This window comes from Mesorhizobium sp. WSM4311 (genome assembly GCF_002295115.1).
Taxonomy (GTDB): domain Bacteria; phylum Pseudomonadota; class Alphaproteobacteria; order Rhizobiales; family Rhizobiaceae; genus Mesorhizobium.
In genome coordinates, this window is the sequence record NZ_NSFV01000003.1 from 641,403 (window position 1) to 655,552 (window position 14,150).

Sequence of the window (14,150 nt, forward strand, 5' to 3'; positions counted from 1 at the left end):
TTTTGGGCGACATCCGTCAACCCCTGCCCCAACGCGGCGGCGGTGGTTGCGAGTTCGGATTGCTCGGCCGGCCGCCGCCGGAACGCAGGGACAACAATAAGCCGATCAAGCCGGCCGCCATCAGGGCGAAGCCGACCGGCCGCGCACGCCGGTCGGTTTCGCCGACACCGGAGCGCAGGATGAGATCGACGGCCCGCATCGGTATGTCCTCGGCGTCGCCCGGACCGACGGTGAAAAGGTATGAACCGGAATTGACGCTTGCGATGACGCCTGCGTCGTCGCGAAAGATCTTGTCGGGCAGCTGCGGGCTGGCCTGGCGCGGATTGTCGACATGGTTGAACTGCAACGTCGAGGCAAGCACCGTGCGGCCATTGGTGCCGGCGGTCAGCGTCAACACCGTGCGCTGCTGCGAAACGATGCGTTCGGCCCGCGCGGTGAGGTCGACCAGGACGCGGACCGGCGCGTCGCGGCTTGAGAGCGACACGCTCAACGGCTTGAAGCGGCCTTGCTCATAGACCCGCCAGGTGCCGATCTCGCGGCCGGAAAAATTGGTCATCGCCCAGGGATAGATGAAGCCCACGCCGGTGCCGGCGAGCAGGATCAGGACAAACAGAAAGCGCATTCAGACACTCACCTCGTATTCACGCCTTGCCGGACAACTGGCCAGCGCCGGCACCGTCGCGCAGGCGTTCCATCTCGTCCAGCAGCATGTCGAGGCCAAGCTCGAATGTCTTGTCGAATTCGGCGGTACCGAAAAAGCGGCCGGCGGCCATGACGTCGGGAAAATCCCGGGCCAGTTGCTCGTCGCTGACCGTGTTCACCGCCGACGGACCTTTGGCATAGCCCGCATTCTCATCCAGCACGGCACCCATCAGATAGTAGCCGACGGCGCGAAACAGCCGCGCGCTGAGTTCGGTGTCGAAGCCGCCATCCCTGAACAGACCAAGAATGCCGTTCAGCCAGGCAAGGCAGACCGGCGAGTTCATCCGGTAGGTAACTAAAAAGGTGGCATAGGCGGGATGGTCGCGGCCGATACGGCGAAAATCCTCGATGGCGATGCGCATTCTTTGCCGCCACGGAAGGTCGGCATCCGGCATTTCAAGAGCACCGACCAGCCGGTCGACCAGCGCTTCGTGCAAATGCGCCACCGAAGGAAAATGGTGGTAGATGCTCATCGCCTCGCAGCCGAGTACCGCCGCCAGCTTGCGCATCGAAAAGCCGGCGAGTCCCTCCTTCTCGATCACCTCGAAGGCCGCGTCCTCGATCATTTCGCGCGACAGGCGTCCGCGCACTCGCTTTTTTTTGATTGACGTGTCCATCGCGCCGCTTGACAGCTTACACTGTAAGGTTCATTTTCCGCATCACCTTACATCGTAAGGCTAACAAAGACCAGAGGAGAATGTCATGTCCAATTATCGCATTCTTTCATCCGTGCTTTCATCGATACACCACGGCTGCCTGCTCGCTGCCGCCGGCTGTGCGCTGGCCCTGGTCGCGGCACCTGCCTATGCCGACGACTATGATGCTACCCTCAAGGATATCCAGTCGACCATGGGCGGCGTACCGAGTTTCGTGAAGCAGTTTCCGAAGGCCGGTCTGCCCGGCGCCTGGGCCGAGGTCAAGGCCATCGAGCTCAGCGACAAGACGGCACTGCCGCCAAAGGTCAAATCGCTGATCTCGCTTGCGGTGGCGGCGCAGATCCCATGCAACTATTGCATCTGGTCGGATACGCAGGACGCCAAGCGCGCCGGCGCTACCGACGAGGAGATCCAGGAAGCCGTGGCAATGGCCGCGCTGACCCGCCATTGGAGCACCATCTTCAACGGCATGCAGGTCGATTTCGACACATTCAAGAAGGAAATGGGCGGGCAGTAGGCTATTTTCGACCTGGAAGCGGTCGACCGCTTCCAGGTCGATCCATGCCCAATCGACAAAGGATTAAGCGACCGTTTTGCAGTGCCCCCAGACCGGTTGTGCCGATGTGCCGCTGTGCGCATACGATGTTACGGCATCGAATGGACGCTGGCGCTTTTCCCGAAAAAATGACCGCCATGCGAATGAGGGGCCAATCAAGGCACGAGAGCAGCGTCAGATCGCAGAAGGCGCGCCGCATCGATACGGGTTTATGCGGCGCGCTTGGGCCTTTGTTCCCTGCAGCATCAAGCCTTGCGCTCCCAGCGGCGGTCCGAAGTCTGCTGCCAGTAGGTCACGGCATGGCCCGCGTCCTTCATCGTCTTCCAATGCCCCCTCGCCGCCTCGACCTGGGCGGTGTCATGGCCATCGAACAGGAACACGGCGCGCTCATACCCGCCAAGGTCGGGCGGCACGGCGCCGTCGACCAGGAACCTTATCTTGGCCTCGTTGGGATTGCCGTCGCCGGTGGTCAACAGAATAGGCTGCTCGTCGGGATAAGCCTCGCGATCGGTCGCGTGCGCCAGGAAAGAATCATCGCGGAAGGTCCACAGATGCTGGTCGAGCGCGTCGCGCCGTTCCTCGGTACCGGTCTGTACCACGGCGCGCCAGCCACGATCGACGCTGCGCTCGAGCAGGCCTGGCAGCGCCTCCTCCAGGGTCGATTCGGTCAGATGGTAGAACAGCACGTCGGCCATGGATCCGGGTCAGCTCTCATAGTGATCGCGCACCAGCCGGTCGAGCAGCCGCACGCCGAAGCCCGAGCCCCAGGACTGGTTGATCTCGTTCGACGGCGAGCCCATGGCGGTGCCGGCAATGTCGAGATGCGCCCAGGGCGTGTCCTTGACGAAACGCTGCAGGAATTGCGCCGCGATGATGGCGCCGCCATAGCGGCCGCCAATGTTCTTCATGTCGGCGTTCTTGGAATCGATCAGCTTGTCGTATTCGGCGCCGAGCGGCATGCGCCACAGCCGCTCCTGCGTCGCCTGCCCTGCCGCCGCAAGCCTCTGCGCCAATTCGTCATTGTTGGAGAACAGGCCGGCATAGTGCAAGCCGAGCGCGACCATGATGGCGCCGGTCAGCGTCGCCAGATTGACCATGAATTCCGGCTGGAAGCGGTCGTTGCAGTACCACAGCGCGTCGGCCAGCACGAGACGCCCCTCGGCGTCTGTGTTGAGCACCTCGATGGTCTGGCCCGACATCGAGGTGACGATGTCGCCGGGACGCTGGGCATGGCCATCGACGGCGTTTTCGACCAGGCCGATAATGCCGACGACATTGGCCTTTGCCTTGCGCGCGGCCAGCGCATGCATGAGGCCGGTCACGGCGGCAGCGCCACCCATATCGCCCTTCATGTCCTCCATGCCCGAAGCCGGCTTCATCGAATTGCCGCCGGTGTCGAAAGTGACGCCCTTGCCGACGAAGGCGATCGGACTGTCTTTGGGTTTGCCGCCGTTCCACTGCATGACGGCCATGCGCGCGCCGCGGGGCGAGCCTTGCGCGACACCGAGCAGCGAGCCCATGCCGAGCTTCTTCATCTCCTTCTCGGTCAGGATCTCGACCTTGACGCCGAGCGTCTCCAGTTCCTTGGCGCGGGCCGCGAACTCGACCGGTCCCAGTATATTTGCCGGTTCGTTGACAAGGTCGCGCGCCAGAAGCACGCCGTCGATCACCGCCCCGGCATCGGCGAAGGCCTTCTTGGCGCCTGCCGGGTCGGCGGTGTGGATGGTTATCTTGACCGGCTTCTTCGGATCGGCCTTCGCGTCATCCTTGTCCTTACTGGTCTTGTATTTGTCGAAGGAATAGCTGCGCAGGAGGATGCCCGCCGCAAGGTTGGCGGCGTCCTTGCCATCAATCGAAGCGCCGACCAGGTCGAGCACCACGGCAACGTCGGTTGCCTTGCGCAGCGACGCCGCAACGATGCCACCAAGTTTCAGCCAGGCATATTCATCGAGCCCCGCCGCCTTGCCCGCGCCGATCGCGACCAACCTGTCGAGCGACGCTCCTTCCGGCGCCAGTATCTCGACGACGCCGGCGAACTTGCCGGTGAATTCGGCCACCGGGAAGGCCCGTTCCAGTGTCTTGCCGGGATCGTAAGCCCTGGCCGCATCGCTCAGGCCGCCGTCATCCGCCGACAGCACGAAGACCGTGCCCTTCCTGTTCGCCACCGTCTGCGGCGCGGCGAATTTCGCAAAGGCGATTGATGGTCTCGGGTTCATCATGTCCTGCTTTCGGGGATGGCGCGCGAAGCGTTTGAAGCGATCCGCGACATTTGGTCGTTTTCCGGCATTTGGCAAGACTTTGCCAAAATGGCTACCCATATGACAGTTGGAATCGATGGCGATTCGTCGCGGCACGGCCCCGCTTCATGCCGCAACCTGTTGTTAACCATCGATGTTCGTCCTTTCTTATCCATTCCCTCCGACACTCCGATCCATTGCGGCAGCGACGTGGGACGGGAACCGGATCGCCTGCCTGATCGAGCCCATCGGAGCCAGTTGTGCGGGCGTCGCCGTGCAGCTACCCTTAGCGTGGTGGCATGATGCCGTTCGAGAAAATCGAGTAAAGCCTTCATGAAGGTCGTTGAACGCTACATCATGCGCCGCACTTTCGTGGTCTTTCTGGCAGCGCTGGTCTGGACGCTGGCCATCGTGTGGACCACGCAGGTGCTGGCCAAGATCGACCTGGTTACCGACAGCGGCCAGTCGTCGCTGACCTTCTTCGAGGTCGCCGCGCTCATTCTTCCCTCGATCGTTCCGATCGTCGTGCCTTTCGCGCTGGTGGTGGCGGTCGCACAGACACTCAGTGTCATGAATTCGGATTCCGAACTCGCCGTCGTCAACGCCGCCGGCGCATCGCGCTGGACGATCGTGCGGCCAATCATGCTTCTGGCCCTCGCGGCGAGCGTATTTTCCTTTGCGGTCGACAACGGCATAGACCCTTACGCACGGCAGAAGAACCGCGCTTTGGTGGCGCAATCGCGCGCCGATCTGTTGTCGCTGATCATCCAGGAGGGCACATTCCGCAAGATCGAGGACGGGCTGTTCCTGCAGATCGGCGAGCGGCTTCCGGACAATCGGCTGGGCGGTATCTTCGTCGCCGATTCGCGCGAGGAAGGCGTCAATCTCGTGTATTATGCCAAGACCGGCAGCGTCGTCGAACGGGGCGGCGAAAAGGTGCTGATGATGAATGACGGCGTCATCCACCGCAAAACGCTGACCGGCGACCTCAGTGTCATCCGATTCACCTCCTACGCTTTCGACATGTCGGCCTTCATGGCGGCGGCCTCCGAAGTGACGCTGATGCCGAAGGACCAGACCACCCAGTATCTGCTCAATCCAAGTCCCAACGACAAGAATTTCCAGCAGACCCCTCAGCAATACCGGGCCGAGATCGACCAACGATTTTCGGAATGGCTGTATTCCATGGTGTTCGCGCTGATCGCGCTGGCGGTCGCCGGGGACGCGCGCTCGCATCGCGAGGCACGCGTCAATCCTTTGATCACGGCCATCACCATATCCCTCTTCGTGCGCTGGCTGGGTTTCTTTGCCGCGAGCAAAGCCGATGAAGTGCCGGAATATGCCTACATGGTCTATGGCGTGCCCATAGTGGCTTCCGCGGTGGCGATCTGGTTCATCGTCTCCAACCGGACCATGGAACTGCCGGTGGCCTGGGCGGACTGGATGACAAATCTGGCCAGCCGCGTCGGCGACGGCTGGAACGCCCTCAAACTGCGCTGGTCCAGGCGCGGCACCTCAGGTCAGGGGATCGGCTGATGGGCTGGACGCTGGGTCGTTATTTCTTCTTCCGCTACGTGACGATCACGATCTGGTTCTTCCTGGGCCTGCTGGCGCTGGTGTTCCTGATCGATTTCACCGAGCTGTCCGGCCGCACCACCGGCCTGCCCGGCTTCACCTACGGAACGGCGGTGGCCATTTCAGGCCTTCGCATGCCGATGATCATGCTGCAGACCGTGCCGTTTGTCGGCCTGTTCTCGGCGATGGCGACACTGGTTTCGCTCAACCGCCGCTACGAACTGGTCATCGCGCGGTCCGCCGGTGTTTCCGCCTGGCAATTCCTTTTGCCATGCTGCATCGGCGCGTTGCTGTTCGGTCTTGTGTCGGTCGGGCTCATCAACCCGCTTGCCGCGCACGCCTTCTCCTTGTCCGAACAGATCGAAACCCAGTTGCGCTCCGGCAAATCAAATACGGTTTCGGCCGACGCCGCCCCCTGGATTCGTCAGAAGACCAGCACCGGCGACACCATCATCGGCGCACGGGCCATCCTCGACCAAGGCATGGAGATGGCCGACGCCGTCTTTTTCGTCCTCGACCAGCAAGGCAACATCGTCGAGCGCAAGGACGCCGCGCGCGCTTATCTGCGGGACGGATATTGGGAACTGCAGGATGTGAAGACCTTCAGGAACGGCATCATCCAGCCCGCTGCAAGCGATCGTGTGCCGACCAATCTGAAGCCTGAATTCGTGCAGGAGCGGCTGGCGCGCCCGGAGACCATCCCGTTCTACGACCTGCCCGGAAAAATCGAGGTTGCCCGTTCCTTCGGCCTCAAGGCAAATGCGTTTGCCATGCAGTTTGATTCGCTGGTGGCGTTGCCGTTCCTCCTCGTCGCCATGACGCTGATTGCGGCAACAGTTTCAATGCGATTTGCGAGGATGGGACAATCGGCAACGATGATTCTGGGTGGCGTCGTTGCCGGGTTTCTGCTTTATGTCGTTTCGGTGCTGGTGAAGGCATTCGGCGTGGCGGGGTTCGTGCCGACTGCCATAGCCGCCTCGGTGCCAGTCGTGGTAGCTATGTTCTTCGGGGTGACTTTCCTGCTATACAAGGAAGACGGCTAGTGAGGGAGGCGTTCTTGCCCAGCAGCAGGCAGGCCCATTTGGCGCGCCTTTATGCGGCGAGCGCCTTGGCGTGCCTGCTTGCCTGCGCCGTGCCGTTGCCCGCGTTCGCGCAGGAAGTCGGCAAGATGGCGACCAATGTTCCGTCCGGCTCGCAGATGTTGCTGGCGGCCGACACGCTGGTCTACAACAACGACAACCAGACGGTGACCGCCGTCGGTGGTGTGCAGATCGACTATGGCGGCAACCGCCTCGTCGCCCAGAAGGTCATATACGACCGCAACACCAAGCGGATGGTTGCCACCGGCAATGTTGAAATCGTCAACAGCGACGGCACCAAGATCAATTCGCAGCATATCGATATCACCGACGATTTCGCCGACGGTTTCGTCAACGCGCTGCGCGTCGAAACCATCGACAAGGCCTATTTCGCCGCTGAAAGCGCCGAGCGCATGGGCGGCGTGCTGACCACCTTCCACAATGGCGTCTATACCGCCTGCGAACCGTGCGAAGACAAGCCAGACAAGGCTCCGACCTGGCGCGTGAAAGCCAGGAAGATCATCTGGAATGGCGAGAAGAAGACGGTTCGCTTCGAGAATGCGAATTTCGAATTCTTCGGCTTTCCGCTCGCCTACCTGCCGGCTTTCGAGATCGCCGACCCGACGGTGAAGCGCAAGAGCGGCTTCCTGATCCCGGGCATCAGCTACAACAGCCATCTGGGATACAGCGTCAAGGTTCCCTATTATTTCGCGCTTTCGCCGACATATGACCTGACGGTGTCGGGAAGCGGTTATACCAAGCAGGGTTTCCTCGGCGAGGCCGAGTGGCGCCAGCGCTTCAACAATGGCCAATACAGTTTGAAGATCGCCGGAATTCAGCAGCGCGATCCGGACGCCTTCATCGACCGCGCCGGGCGCAACGTCGATTCGGGCACGGCGGGCGATCCCAACAAACTCCGCGGCATGATGGGCACGCAGGGGCAGTTCGCCATCAACGAACGCTGGAATTTCGGCTGGGACGTGCTGCTGCAGACCGACAAGAATTTCTCCAACACCTACAACATCAACAAATACAACGCCGCCGTCCACCAGTCGTCGGTTTATTTGACTGGTCTCAACGGCCGTAACTATTTTGACGTGCGCGCCATGCACTTCGATGTGCAGGAAGACACGCCGAACGACAATGCAGCCGCGCGAAGCGGCCAGCAGCCCTGGGTGCTGCCGTCGCTCGACTACGCGTATATTCCTGACATGTCGGTCGCCGGCGGCCAACTGTCGCTCAATGTCAATACGCGAGTCATCCGCCGCGATGATCTCGACGAGACTTTCAACGTTCCTTACAACGCCGGCACGCCCGTGCAGCGCGTGCGCGGCATCGAAGGCGAATCCGGCCGCCTCACCACCGAGGCCGAATGGAAGCGGACTTTCGTGACCGACGACGGGCTGGTGCTGACACCGCTGCTGGCGCTGCAGGGCGACGTCGACTATCTCAATGCGTCATCGGGTTCGCTCGCCGCGGTCAACCATATGGCGGACAATCCGCTGATAAATGCCAACGACGATATGCGTTCGTCGTTCGCCCGCTACATGGCAACCGCCGGGCTCGAGATGCGTTGGCCACTGCTGTTTTCCATGGCCAGCGGCTCCAGCCACGTCGTCGAGCCGATGGCGCAGCTGTTCCTGCGTCCGAACGAACAATATGTCGGCGGCCTCGCCATTCCGAATGAAGACGCCCAGAGCATGGTGTTCGACGCGACCACCCTGTTCGAACGCGACAAATTCTCCGGTTATGACCGCATCGAAGGCGGCTCGCGCGCCAATGTCGGCTTCCGCTACTCCGGCTCCTATATCAACGGCTGGGGCACCAATGCCATTTTCGGCCAATCCTACCAGATCGGCGGCGAGAACTCCTTCGCCGCGCCGGATCTGGTCAATGTCGGCGCCTATTCGGGCCTTGAGGACACCAAGTCCGACTATGTCGGCCTGTTTGGCATCAGCAGCCCGAACGGGTTCGCGGCTTCCGTCAGCGGCCGCTTCGACGAACAGACTTTCGAGGTTCGCCGCGCCGAGGTAAAGGCAGCCTATTCAGGCCTGCCGGTGTCGCTCAGCGCCAAGTACGCTTTCATCCAGGCCCAGCCGCTCTACGGTTTCACGACCGATCGGCATGAGGTGACGCTCGGTGCGTCCACGCATCTTGCCGAAAACTGGCGCGTGTTCGGGACAGGGACCTATGATCTGCAGCAAAGCCTGCTGGTCAAGGATGGGGTCGGCTTCGCCTACAACGATTCCTGCTTCACCTATCTGATGACGTACTCGCAGTCGCGCGACCTGAACACCAGGGAAGTGACGCAGAGTATCGGCTTCAACCTGTCGTTCCGCACGCTCGGCGACTTCGGCTCGTCGACCACCGCGATCGACTCCATCCAGTAGCCGGCGAGACATCGTTTCGCCGCATAGGGCTGGCACGGATTCGCGCACCCGGAAGAGGACGAAATGGGCGGAACCGGGATAGAATTGGGATGCTAATGATGAGGAAATACCTCTTTTCAGCAGGGTTCGCGCTGCTTGTGGCGGCGACATCCGTGTCGATGACGATCATGACGCCGCCGGCTTTCGCCAGCGAGATCAAATACGTCGTCAACGACGTACCAGTCACGTCAGGCGATATCGCGCACCGCGCCGCCTTCCTGAAGCTGCAGCGCAAGAAAGGCGATGCCGCCCAGGAAATGATCGACCAGACGCTGCGCCTTGCCGAAGCCAGGCGGCTTGGCATACGCATCAGCGACGCTCAGGTCGAGGCGGCCTATCAGCGCTTTGCCACCAACAACAAGATGCAGCTCGGCCAGCTTGATGGCGTGATGGAAAAATCCGGCGTCGGCAAGGATCATTTCAAGGAATTCATCCGCGCCCAGATGGCCTGGAACCAGGCTTTGAGCGCGCGTTACCGTTCCGGTGAAGGCGGCAGCGTGACCGAGCAGGATGCGGTCAGGCGCATGCTCGACAAGGGCGGTGCCAAACCGAGCGCCACCGAGTACATGCTGCAGCAGGTCATCTTCGTCGTCCCGGCATCCGAACGCAGCGCGACGCTGGCCAAGCGCAAGCGCGAGGCCGATGCCATGCGCGCCCGCTTCAACGGCTGCAACACGACGCGCGAATTCGCCAAGGGCCTGATCGACGTCACCGTTCGCGATCTGGGCCGGGTGCTGGCGCCGCAATTGCCACCGGACTGGGCCGAGCAGATCAAGGCGACCAAGGTCGGTGGAGCAACCACCACGCGCGAGACCGAGCGCGGCGTCGAGTTCATCGGCATCTGCTCGTCGCGCGAAGTGTCCGACGACAAGACGGCCCAGATGGTGTTCCAGAGCGAAGGCTCCAACGACAAGGCCGCCGACGATCTCAGCAAGAAATATGTCGACGAGCTGAAGGCGAAAGCCCGCATCGTCAAGCGCTGACGTGAAGAGCGCGATGACCGCGCTGGCGCTGAGCGTCGGCGATCCGTCCGGCATCGGCCCCGAAATCGCCATCGCCGCCTTCCTGGCGCGCGAGGCGGTCGGCCTGCCCGCCTTTTATCTTTTGGCCGATCCGGCGCTGATCGCCTCACGGGCAAGCCGGCTGGGCGTGTCGGTGCCGATCGTCGAGACGACACCGGCACAGGCGGCGCAGGCCTTCGCGCGCACCTTGCCGATCGTTCCACTGGCAGCCCGGTTCATCGATAGCCCCGGCCGGCCGGATCCGGCCAACGCGGCCGGAACCGTCGAGGCGATCGATCGCGCGGTCGCCGCCTGCCTTGCCGGTGACGCCGCCGCCGTGGTCACCTGCCCGATCGCCAAGAAGCCGCTCTACGATGCCGGTTTCCGCTTTCCCGGCCACACCGAATATCTGGCGCATCTGGCAACACGGCACAATGGCGTCGAGGCATCGCCGGTCATGATGCTGGCCGGCCCGAACCTGCGCACGGTTCCCGTCACCATCCACATCGCCCTGGCGGAGGTGCCGAAGGCCCTGACCACCGAACTGATCGTCGCGACCGCGCGCATCACCGCGGCCGACCTCGCCGGCCGCTTCGGCATCGCCAGGCCGAGGCTGGCCATTGCCGGCCTCAATCCGCATGCCGGCGAAGGCGGTTCGATGGGTCTGGAGGACGAACATATCGTGCGGCCGGCAGTCGACATCCTGCGCGCCGAGGGCATCGATGCTTTCGGCCCCCTGGCGGCCGACACGCTGTTCCATGCGCGGGCGCGGGCAGGCTACGATGCAGCGCTTTGCATGTATCACGACCAGGCGTTGATCCCGGCCAAGACGCTGGCCTTCGACGATGCCGTCAACGTCACGCTCGGCCTGCCCTTCATCCGCACGTCGCCAGACCATGGCACCGCCTTCGATATCGCCGGCAGGGGCATTGCACGACCGGACAGCCTGATCGCCGCATTGAAGCTCGCCAGAACGCTCGCCGACACCGACAAAAAGGCCGCGGCGGCATGAGCGATTCCGTTTGGGGTCCGAACGCATGAGCATCGACGGGCTGCCGCCGCTGCGCGATGTCATCGAGCGCCATGGGCTGCAGGCGAAAAAGGCGCTTGGCCAGAACTTCCTGCTCGACCTCAATTTGACCGGCAAGATCGCACGCAGCGCGGGCGACCTGACAAACACCGCGGTGATCGAGGTTGGGCCGGGACCTGGCGGCCTGACAAGAGCGCTGCTTTCCAACGGCGCCCGCCGGGTTGTCGCCATCGAGCGCGACGAGCGCTGCTTGGCGGCATTGGCCGAAGTCTCCGCTCACTATCCCGGCCGGCTGGAGGTGGTTTCCGGCGATGCGCTGAAAACCGACTTCGCCGCCCTCGCCTCCGCGGCCGCCGGAGCCAGCGGTCAGGTGCGGATCGTCGCCAATCTGCCCTACAACATCGGCACGGAACTGCTCGTCCGGTGGCTGACGGTCGTGGACTGGCCGCCCTTCTACGCCTCGATGACGCTGATGTTCCAGCGTGAGGTTGCCCAGCGCATCGTCGCCGAGCCCGGCAGCGACGCCTATGGCCGGCTTGGGGTGCTGGCCGGCTGGCGCACGAAGGCCAGGATCGCCTTCGACGTGCCTCCCCAGGCCTTCACGCCGCCGCCCAAGGTCACCTCTTCGGTGGTGCATCTGGAGCCGCGCGCGACGCCCCTGCCGGCTGACGTCAAGAAACTCGGCCGTATCACCGAAGCCGCCTTCGGCCAACGCCGCAAGATGCTGCGGCAGAGTGTGAAGAGCCTCGGCGGCGAGGCCTTGCTGGAGCGTGCGGGCATCGATCCGACCCGCCGCGCCGAAACCCTCAGTGTCGAGGAATTTGTGCGGCTGACCAATGCGGCTTAGCGCCGGCAGCTCTGGAATCGCGACGATGCAGGCATAGATAGGCTGGCGAGCATGCCGGAGAAGCCAGATGCCTGCCTATATCATTTCCGATGTCACCATCCGCGACCACGAGGCATTCCAGACATACCGCTCGCGTGCCGCGGCTTCCATTGCCCACTATGGCGGGCGCTATCTCGTACGCGGCGGCCAGGTGGATACGCTGGAGGGCGAGTGGCATCCCACACCGCTGATCGTTGTCGAATTTCCTGACATTGAGCAGGCACGGCGCTGGTATGCATCCGCCGAGTATGCTGCAGCGCTGGATGTGCGCGACGCCGCGCTCAGCCGCCATCTGATCCTGGTCGACGGCATGACAGCCTGAAGCCAATCAGACGGTTTTCTCGTCCAGCAGCCCCGAGACGAAATCGAAGAGACCGGGCCGGCGGTCGCGCCGCAATCGTTCGGCAACGACGATGCCGCGCACCTCGGCGAAGGCGCGGTCGAGATCGTCATTGACGATGACGAAATCATATTCCTTCCAGTGCTCGATCTCGTTGCGGGCATTCTTCAGCCGCGTCTCGATCACCGCTTCCTGATCCTCGGCACGGCGCTTCAGGCGTGCCTTCAATTCCTTCATCGACGGCGGCAGGATGAAGATCGAGACGATGTCGGCACGCATCTTCTCCTTCAACTGCTGGGCGCCTTGCCAGTCGATGTCGAACAGCATGTCGCGGCCCTGCGCCAGCGCCAGTTCCGCGGGTTCGCGCGGTGTCGCATAGCAATTGCCGTGCACCTCCGCCCACTCGAGCAGCGCATCTGAATCACGCAACCGTTCGAACTCGCGCATCGTGCGGAAATGGTAGTGAACACCCTCGATCTCCGAGCCGCGGCGCGGCCTGGTGGTGACCGAGACCGACAATTCGAGGCTGGAATCGCTTTCCAGGAGGTTGCGCGCGATCGTCGACTTGCCGGCACCGGATGGCGACGACAGGACGAGCATCAGCCCCCGGCGGCGGATGCGGGATCCCAAATCCCTGGGAACCATCGGTTCCTTGGCGACCATCGGCTACTCCAGATTCTGGACCTGTTCACGAAACTGGTCGACCACCGCCTTCAGCTCCAGTCCGATCGCGGTGACGGCCGCAGCATTCGACTTCGAACACAGCGTATTCGATTCGCGGTTAAATTCCTGTGCCAGAAAATCGAGCTTCCGGCCGACGGCACCGCCGCCCTCAAGCAGCGCCCGGCCAGATGCGACATGCGTTTTCAGCCGATCGATCTCTTCGCGAATATCAGCCTTGGTGGCGAGGAATGCCGCCTCCATGTGCAGGCGGCTCGCATCCAGATTGGCGGACGCGTCCATCAGCAGCCTGACCTGCTCGGCTATGCGTTCACGGATCGCCGCCGTCTCGCGGGACGGATCCGCCTCCGCGCGCAGCGTCAGTGCCTCGATGGCGTCGATGTGGGCGGACAGCAGCAAAGCCAGGGCCGCACCCTCGCTTTGCCGTGCCTGTTCGAGCCCTTTCAGCGCCACGTCGAGCGCGGCCATGATGGCGGTGTCGAGCACAGCGCGCGCCTCTTCGGTTTCCACGGTTTCGGGAATGTCGAGCACGCCACGCAGCGACAGCAGGCCGTCAGCGGTCGCGGGAGCAACGCCGAACTGTTCCTGCAGCCGCTTGGCGAGACCCGCAAGGTCCTTCAGAAACGCCTCGTTGACGACGGGTTGCGCCTGCGCGCCGGCGGCGCGGCCGATGGTCAGCGTCGCCTGGAAATTGCCGCGGGCGAAACGCTTCTGCAGCGTTTGCCTGACCGCCGGCTCCAGACGCTCGAAACCTTGCGGCAGCCGCAGCCGCACCTCGACGCTCTTGCCGTTGACGGATTTGACTTCCCAGGCGATCGAGGTGCCGTCGTGCTCGGCGACAGCACGCGCAAATCCGGTCATGCTCTGCAAATTCATGTCGCCTGCACATCCCTGGCGCATCACCCCGAAACCAGTTTCCGGACAGGGCAAGTGCTGCTTGAAAATAACCACGCCGTAGGTGCGTCGAAATCGGACGCG

14 protein-coding genes are annotated in these 14,150 nt (G+C 62.8%); 8 read left to right on the forward strand and 6 right to left on the reverse strand.

Translation table 11 applies throughout. From position 1 onward, the window contains the following. Window positions 1-16 precede the first annotated feature (16 nt). Window positions 17-622: a hypothetical protein gene (locus tag CK226_RS10635; RefSeq protein WP_095791814.1), complete on the reverse strand. Its 606-nt coding sequence runs from the start codon at window positions 620-622 to the stop codon at window positions 17-19. Window positions 623-641: 19 nt separating this feature from the next. Then, window positions 642-1,292 (reverse strand): TetR/AcrR family transcriptional regulator, encoded by a 651-nt coding sequence (locus CK226_RS10640; protein WP_245317994.1) that lies wholly within the window; start codon window positions 1,290-1,292, stop codon window positions 642-644. Window positions 1,293-1,404: 112 nt separating this feature from the next. Between CK226_RS10640 and CK226_RS10645 the strand changes: the two genes are divergently transcribed. Further along, complete coding sequence (locus tag CK226_RS10645) at window positions 1,405-1,875, forward strand: carboxymuconolactone decarboxylase family protein (protein WP_095791815.1); 471 nt, start codon at window positions 1,405-1,407, stop codon at window positions 1,873-1,875. 284 nt (window positions 1,876-2,159) lie between these two features. Here the strand turns inward: CK226_RS10645 and CK226_RS10650 are convergent, their stop codons facing one another. Continuing rightward, window positions 2,160-2,609, reverse strand: coding sequence for a DNA polymerase III subunit chi (locus tag CK226_RS10650; RefSeq protein WP_095770667.1), 450 nt, complete (start codon window positions 2,607-2,609; stop codon window positions 2,160-2,162). 9 nt (window positions 2,610-2,618) lie between these two features. After that, window positions 2,619-4,130 (reverse strand): leucyl aminopeptidase, encoded by a 1,512-nt coding sequence (locus CK226_RS10655; RefSeq protein WP_095791866.1) that lies wholly within the window; start codon window positions 4,128-4,130, stop codon window positions 2,619-2,621. A 354-nt stretch (window positions 4,131-4,484) separates the two neighbouring features. Here CK226_RS10655 and lptF point away from each other — a divergent pair, with 354 nt between their 5' ends. From lptF to CK226_RS10690, 7 genes are all read left to right on the forward strand, one after another. Continuing rightward, entirely contained in the window at window positions 4,485-5,687 is a 1,203-nt protein-coding gene (gene lptF, locus CK226_RS10660; RefSeq protein ID WP_095770668.1) for an LPS export ABC transporter permease LptF, read from the forward strand. Then, window positions 5,684-6,769, forward strand: coding sequence for an LPS export ABC transporter permease LptG (gene lptG, locus CK226_RS10665; protein WP_179295932.1), 1,086 nt, complete (start codon window positions 5,684-5,686; stop codon window positions 6,767-6,769). The genes lptF and lptG overlap by 4 nt, the downstream gene beginning before the upstream one ends. Beyond that, complete coding sequence (locus CK226_RS10670) at window positions 6,769-9,195, forward strand: LPS-assembly protein LptD (protein ID WP_179301016.1); 2,427 nt, start codon at window positions 6,769-6,771, stop codon at window positions 9,193-9,195. The genes lptG and CK226_RS10670 overlap by 1 nt, the downstream gene beginning before the upstream one ends. 89 nt (window positions 9,196-9,284) lie before the next feature. Further along, window positions 9,285-10,217 carry a peptidylprolyl isomerase gene (locus CK226_RS10675; protein WP_179296325.1) on the forward strand — a complete coding sequence of 311 codons (933 nt, stop codon included), beginning with the start codon at window positions 9,285-9,287 and terminating at the stop codon, window positions 10,215-10,217. 13 nt (window positions 10,218-10,230) lie between these two features. Next, window positions 10,231-11,247 carry a 4-hydroxythreonine-4-phosphate dehydrogenase PdxA gene (gene pdxA / locus CK226_RS10680; protein WP_179301017.1) on the forward strand — a complete coding sequence of 339 codons (1,017 nt, stop codon included), beginning with the start codon at window positions 10,231-10,233 and terminating at the stop codon, window positions 11,245-11,247. A gap of 25 nt (window positions 11,248-11,272) precedes the next feature. Then, entirely contained in the window at window positions 11,273-12,112 is an 840-nt protein-coding gene (gene rsmA, locus CK226_RS10685) for a 16S rRNA (adenine(1518)-N(6)/adenine(1519)-N(6))-dimethyltransferase RsmA (protein WP_095788289.1), read from the forward strand. Window positions 12,113-12,179: 67 nt separating this feature from the next. After that, the gene (locus tag CK226_RS10690) at window positions 12,180-12,473 is read left to right on the forward strand and encodes a DUF1330 domain-containing protein (RefSeq protein ID WP_095788288.1); all 294 of its coding nucleotides are present in this window, start codon (window positions 12,180-12,182) and stop codon (window positions 12,471-12,473) included. A gap of 6 nt (window positions 12,474-12,479) precedes the next feature. On the opposite strand, the gene gmk is transcribed toward CK226_RS10690, so the two are convergent. Beyond that, complete coding sequence (gene gmk / locus CK226_RS10695; protein WP_027053294.1) at window positions 12,480-13,136, reverse strand: guanylate kinase; 657 nt, start codon at window positions 13,134-13,136, stop codon at window positions 12,480-12,482. Between the two features lie 21 nt (window positions 13,137-13,157). Next, window positions 13,158-14,048, reverse strand: a complete 891-nt coding sequence (locus CK226_RS10700; RefSeq protein WP_095770673.1) for a YicC/YloC family endoribonuclease — start codon at window positions 14,046-14,048, stop codon at window positions 13,158-13,160. Window positions 14,049-14,150 lie beyond the last annotated feature (102 nt).

Coding starts and splice junctions, on each gene's coding strand:
- CK226_RS10635 (WP_095791814.1), bottom strand. CDS start 622: ATGCGCTTTCTGTTTGTCCTGATCCTGCTCGCCGGCACCGGCGTGGGC.
- CK226_RS10645 (WP_095791815.1), top strand. CDS start 1,405: ATGTCCAATTATCGCATTCTTTCATCCGTGCTTTCATCGATACACCAC.
- CK226_RS10650 (WP_095770667.1), bottom strand. CDS start 2,609: ATGGCCGACGTGCTGTTCTACCATCTGACCGAATCGACCCTGGAGGAG.
- CK226_RS10655 (WP_095791866.1), bottom strand. CDS start 4,130: ATGAACCCGAGACCATCAATCGCCTTTGCGAAATTCGCCGCGCCGCAG.
- lptF (WP_095770668.1), top strand. CDS start 4,485: ATGAAGGTCGTTGAACGCTACATCATGCGCCGCACTTTCGTGGTCTTT.
- CK226_RS10675 (WP_179296325.1), top strand. CDS start 9,285: ATGCTAATGATGAGGAAATACCTCTTTTCAGCAGGGTTCGCGCTGCTT.
- pdxA (WP_179301017.1), top strand. CDS start 10,231: ATGACCGCGCTGGCGCTGAGCGTCGGCGATCCGTCCGGCATCGGCCCC.
- rsmA (WP_095788289.1), top strand. CDS start 11,273: ATGAGCATCGACGGGCTGCCGCCGCTGCGCGATGTCATCGAGCGCCAT.
- CK226_RS10690 (WP_095788288.1), top strand. CDS start 12,180: ATGCCTGCCTATATCATTTCCGATGTCACCATCCGCGACCACGAGGCA.
- gmk (WP_027053294.1), bottom strand. CDS start 13,136: ATGGTTCCCAGGGATTTGGGATCCCGCATCCGCCGCCGGGGGCTGATG.
- CK226_RS10700 (WP_095770673.1), bottom strand. CDS start 14,048: ATGAATTTGCAGAGCATGACCGGATTTGCGCGTGCTGTCGCCGAGCAC.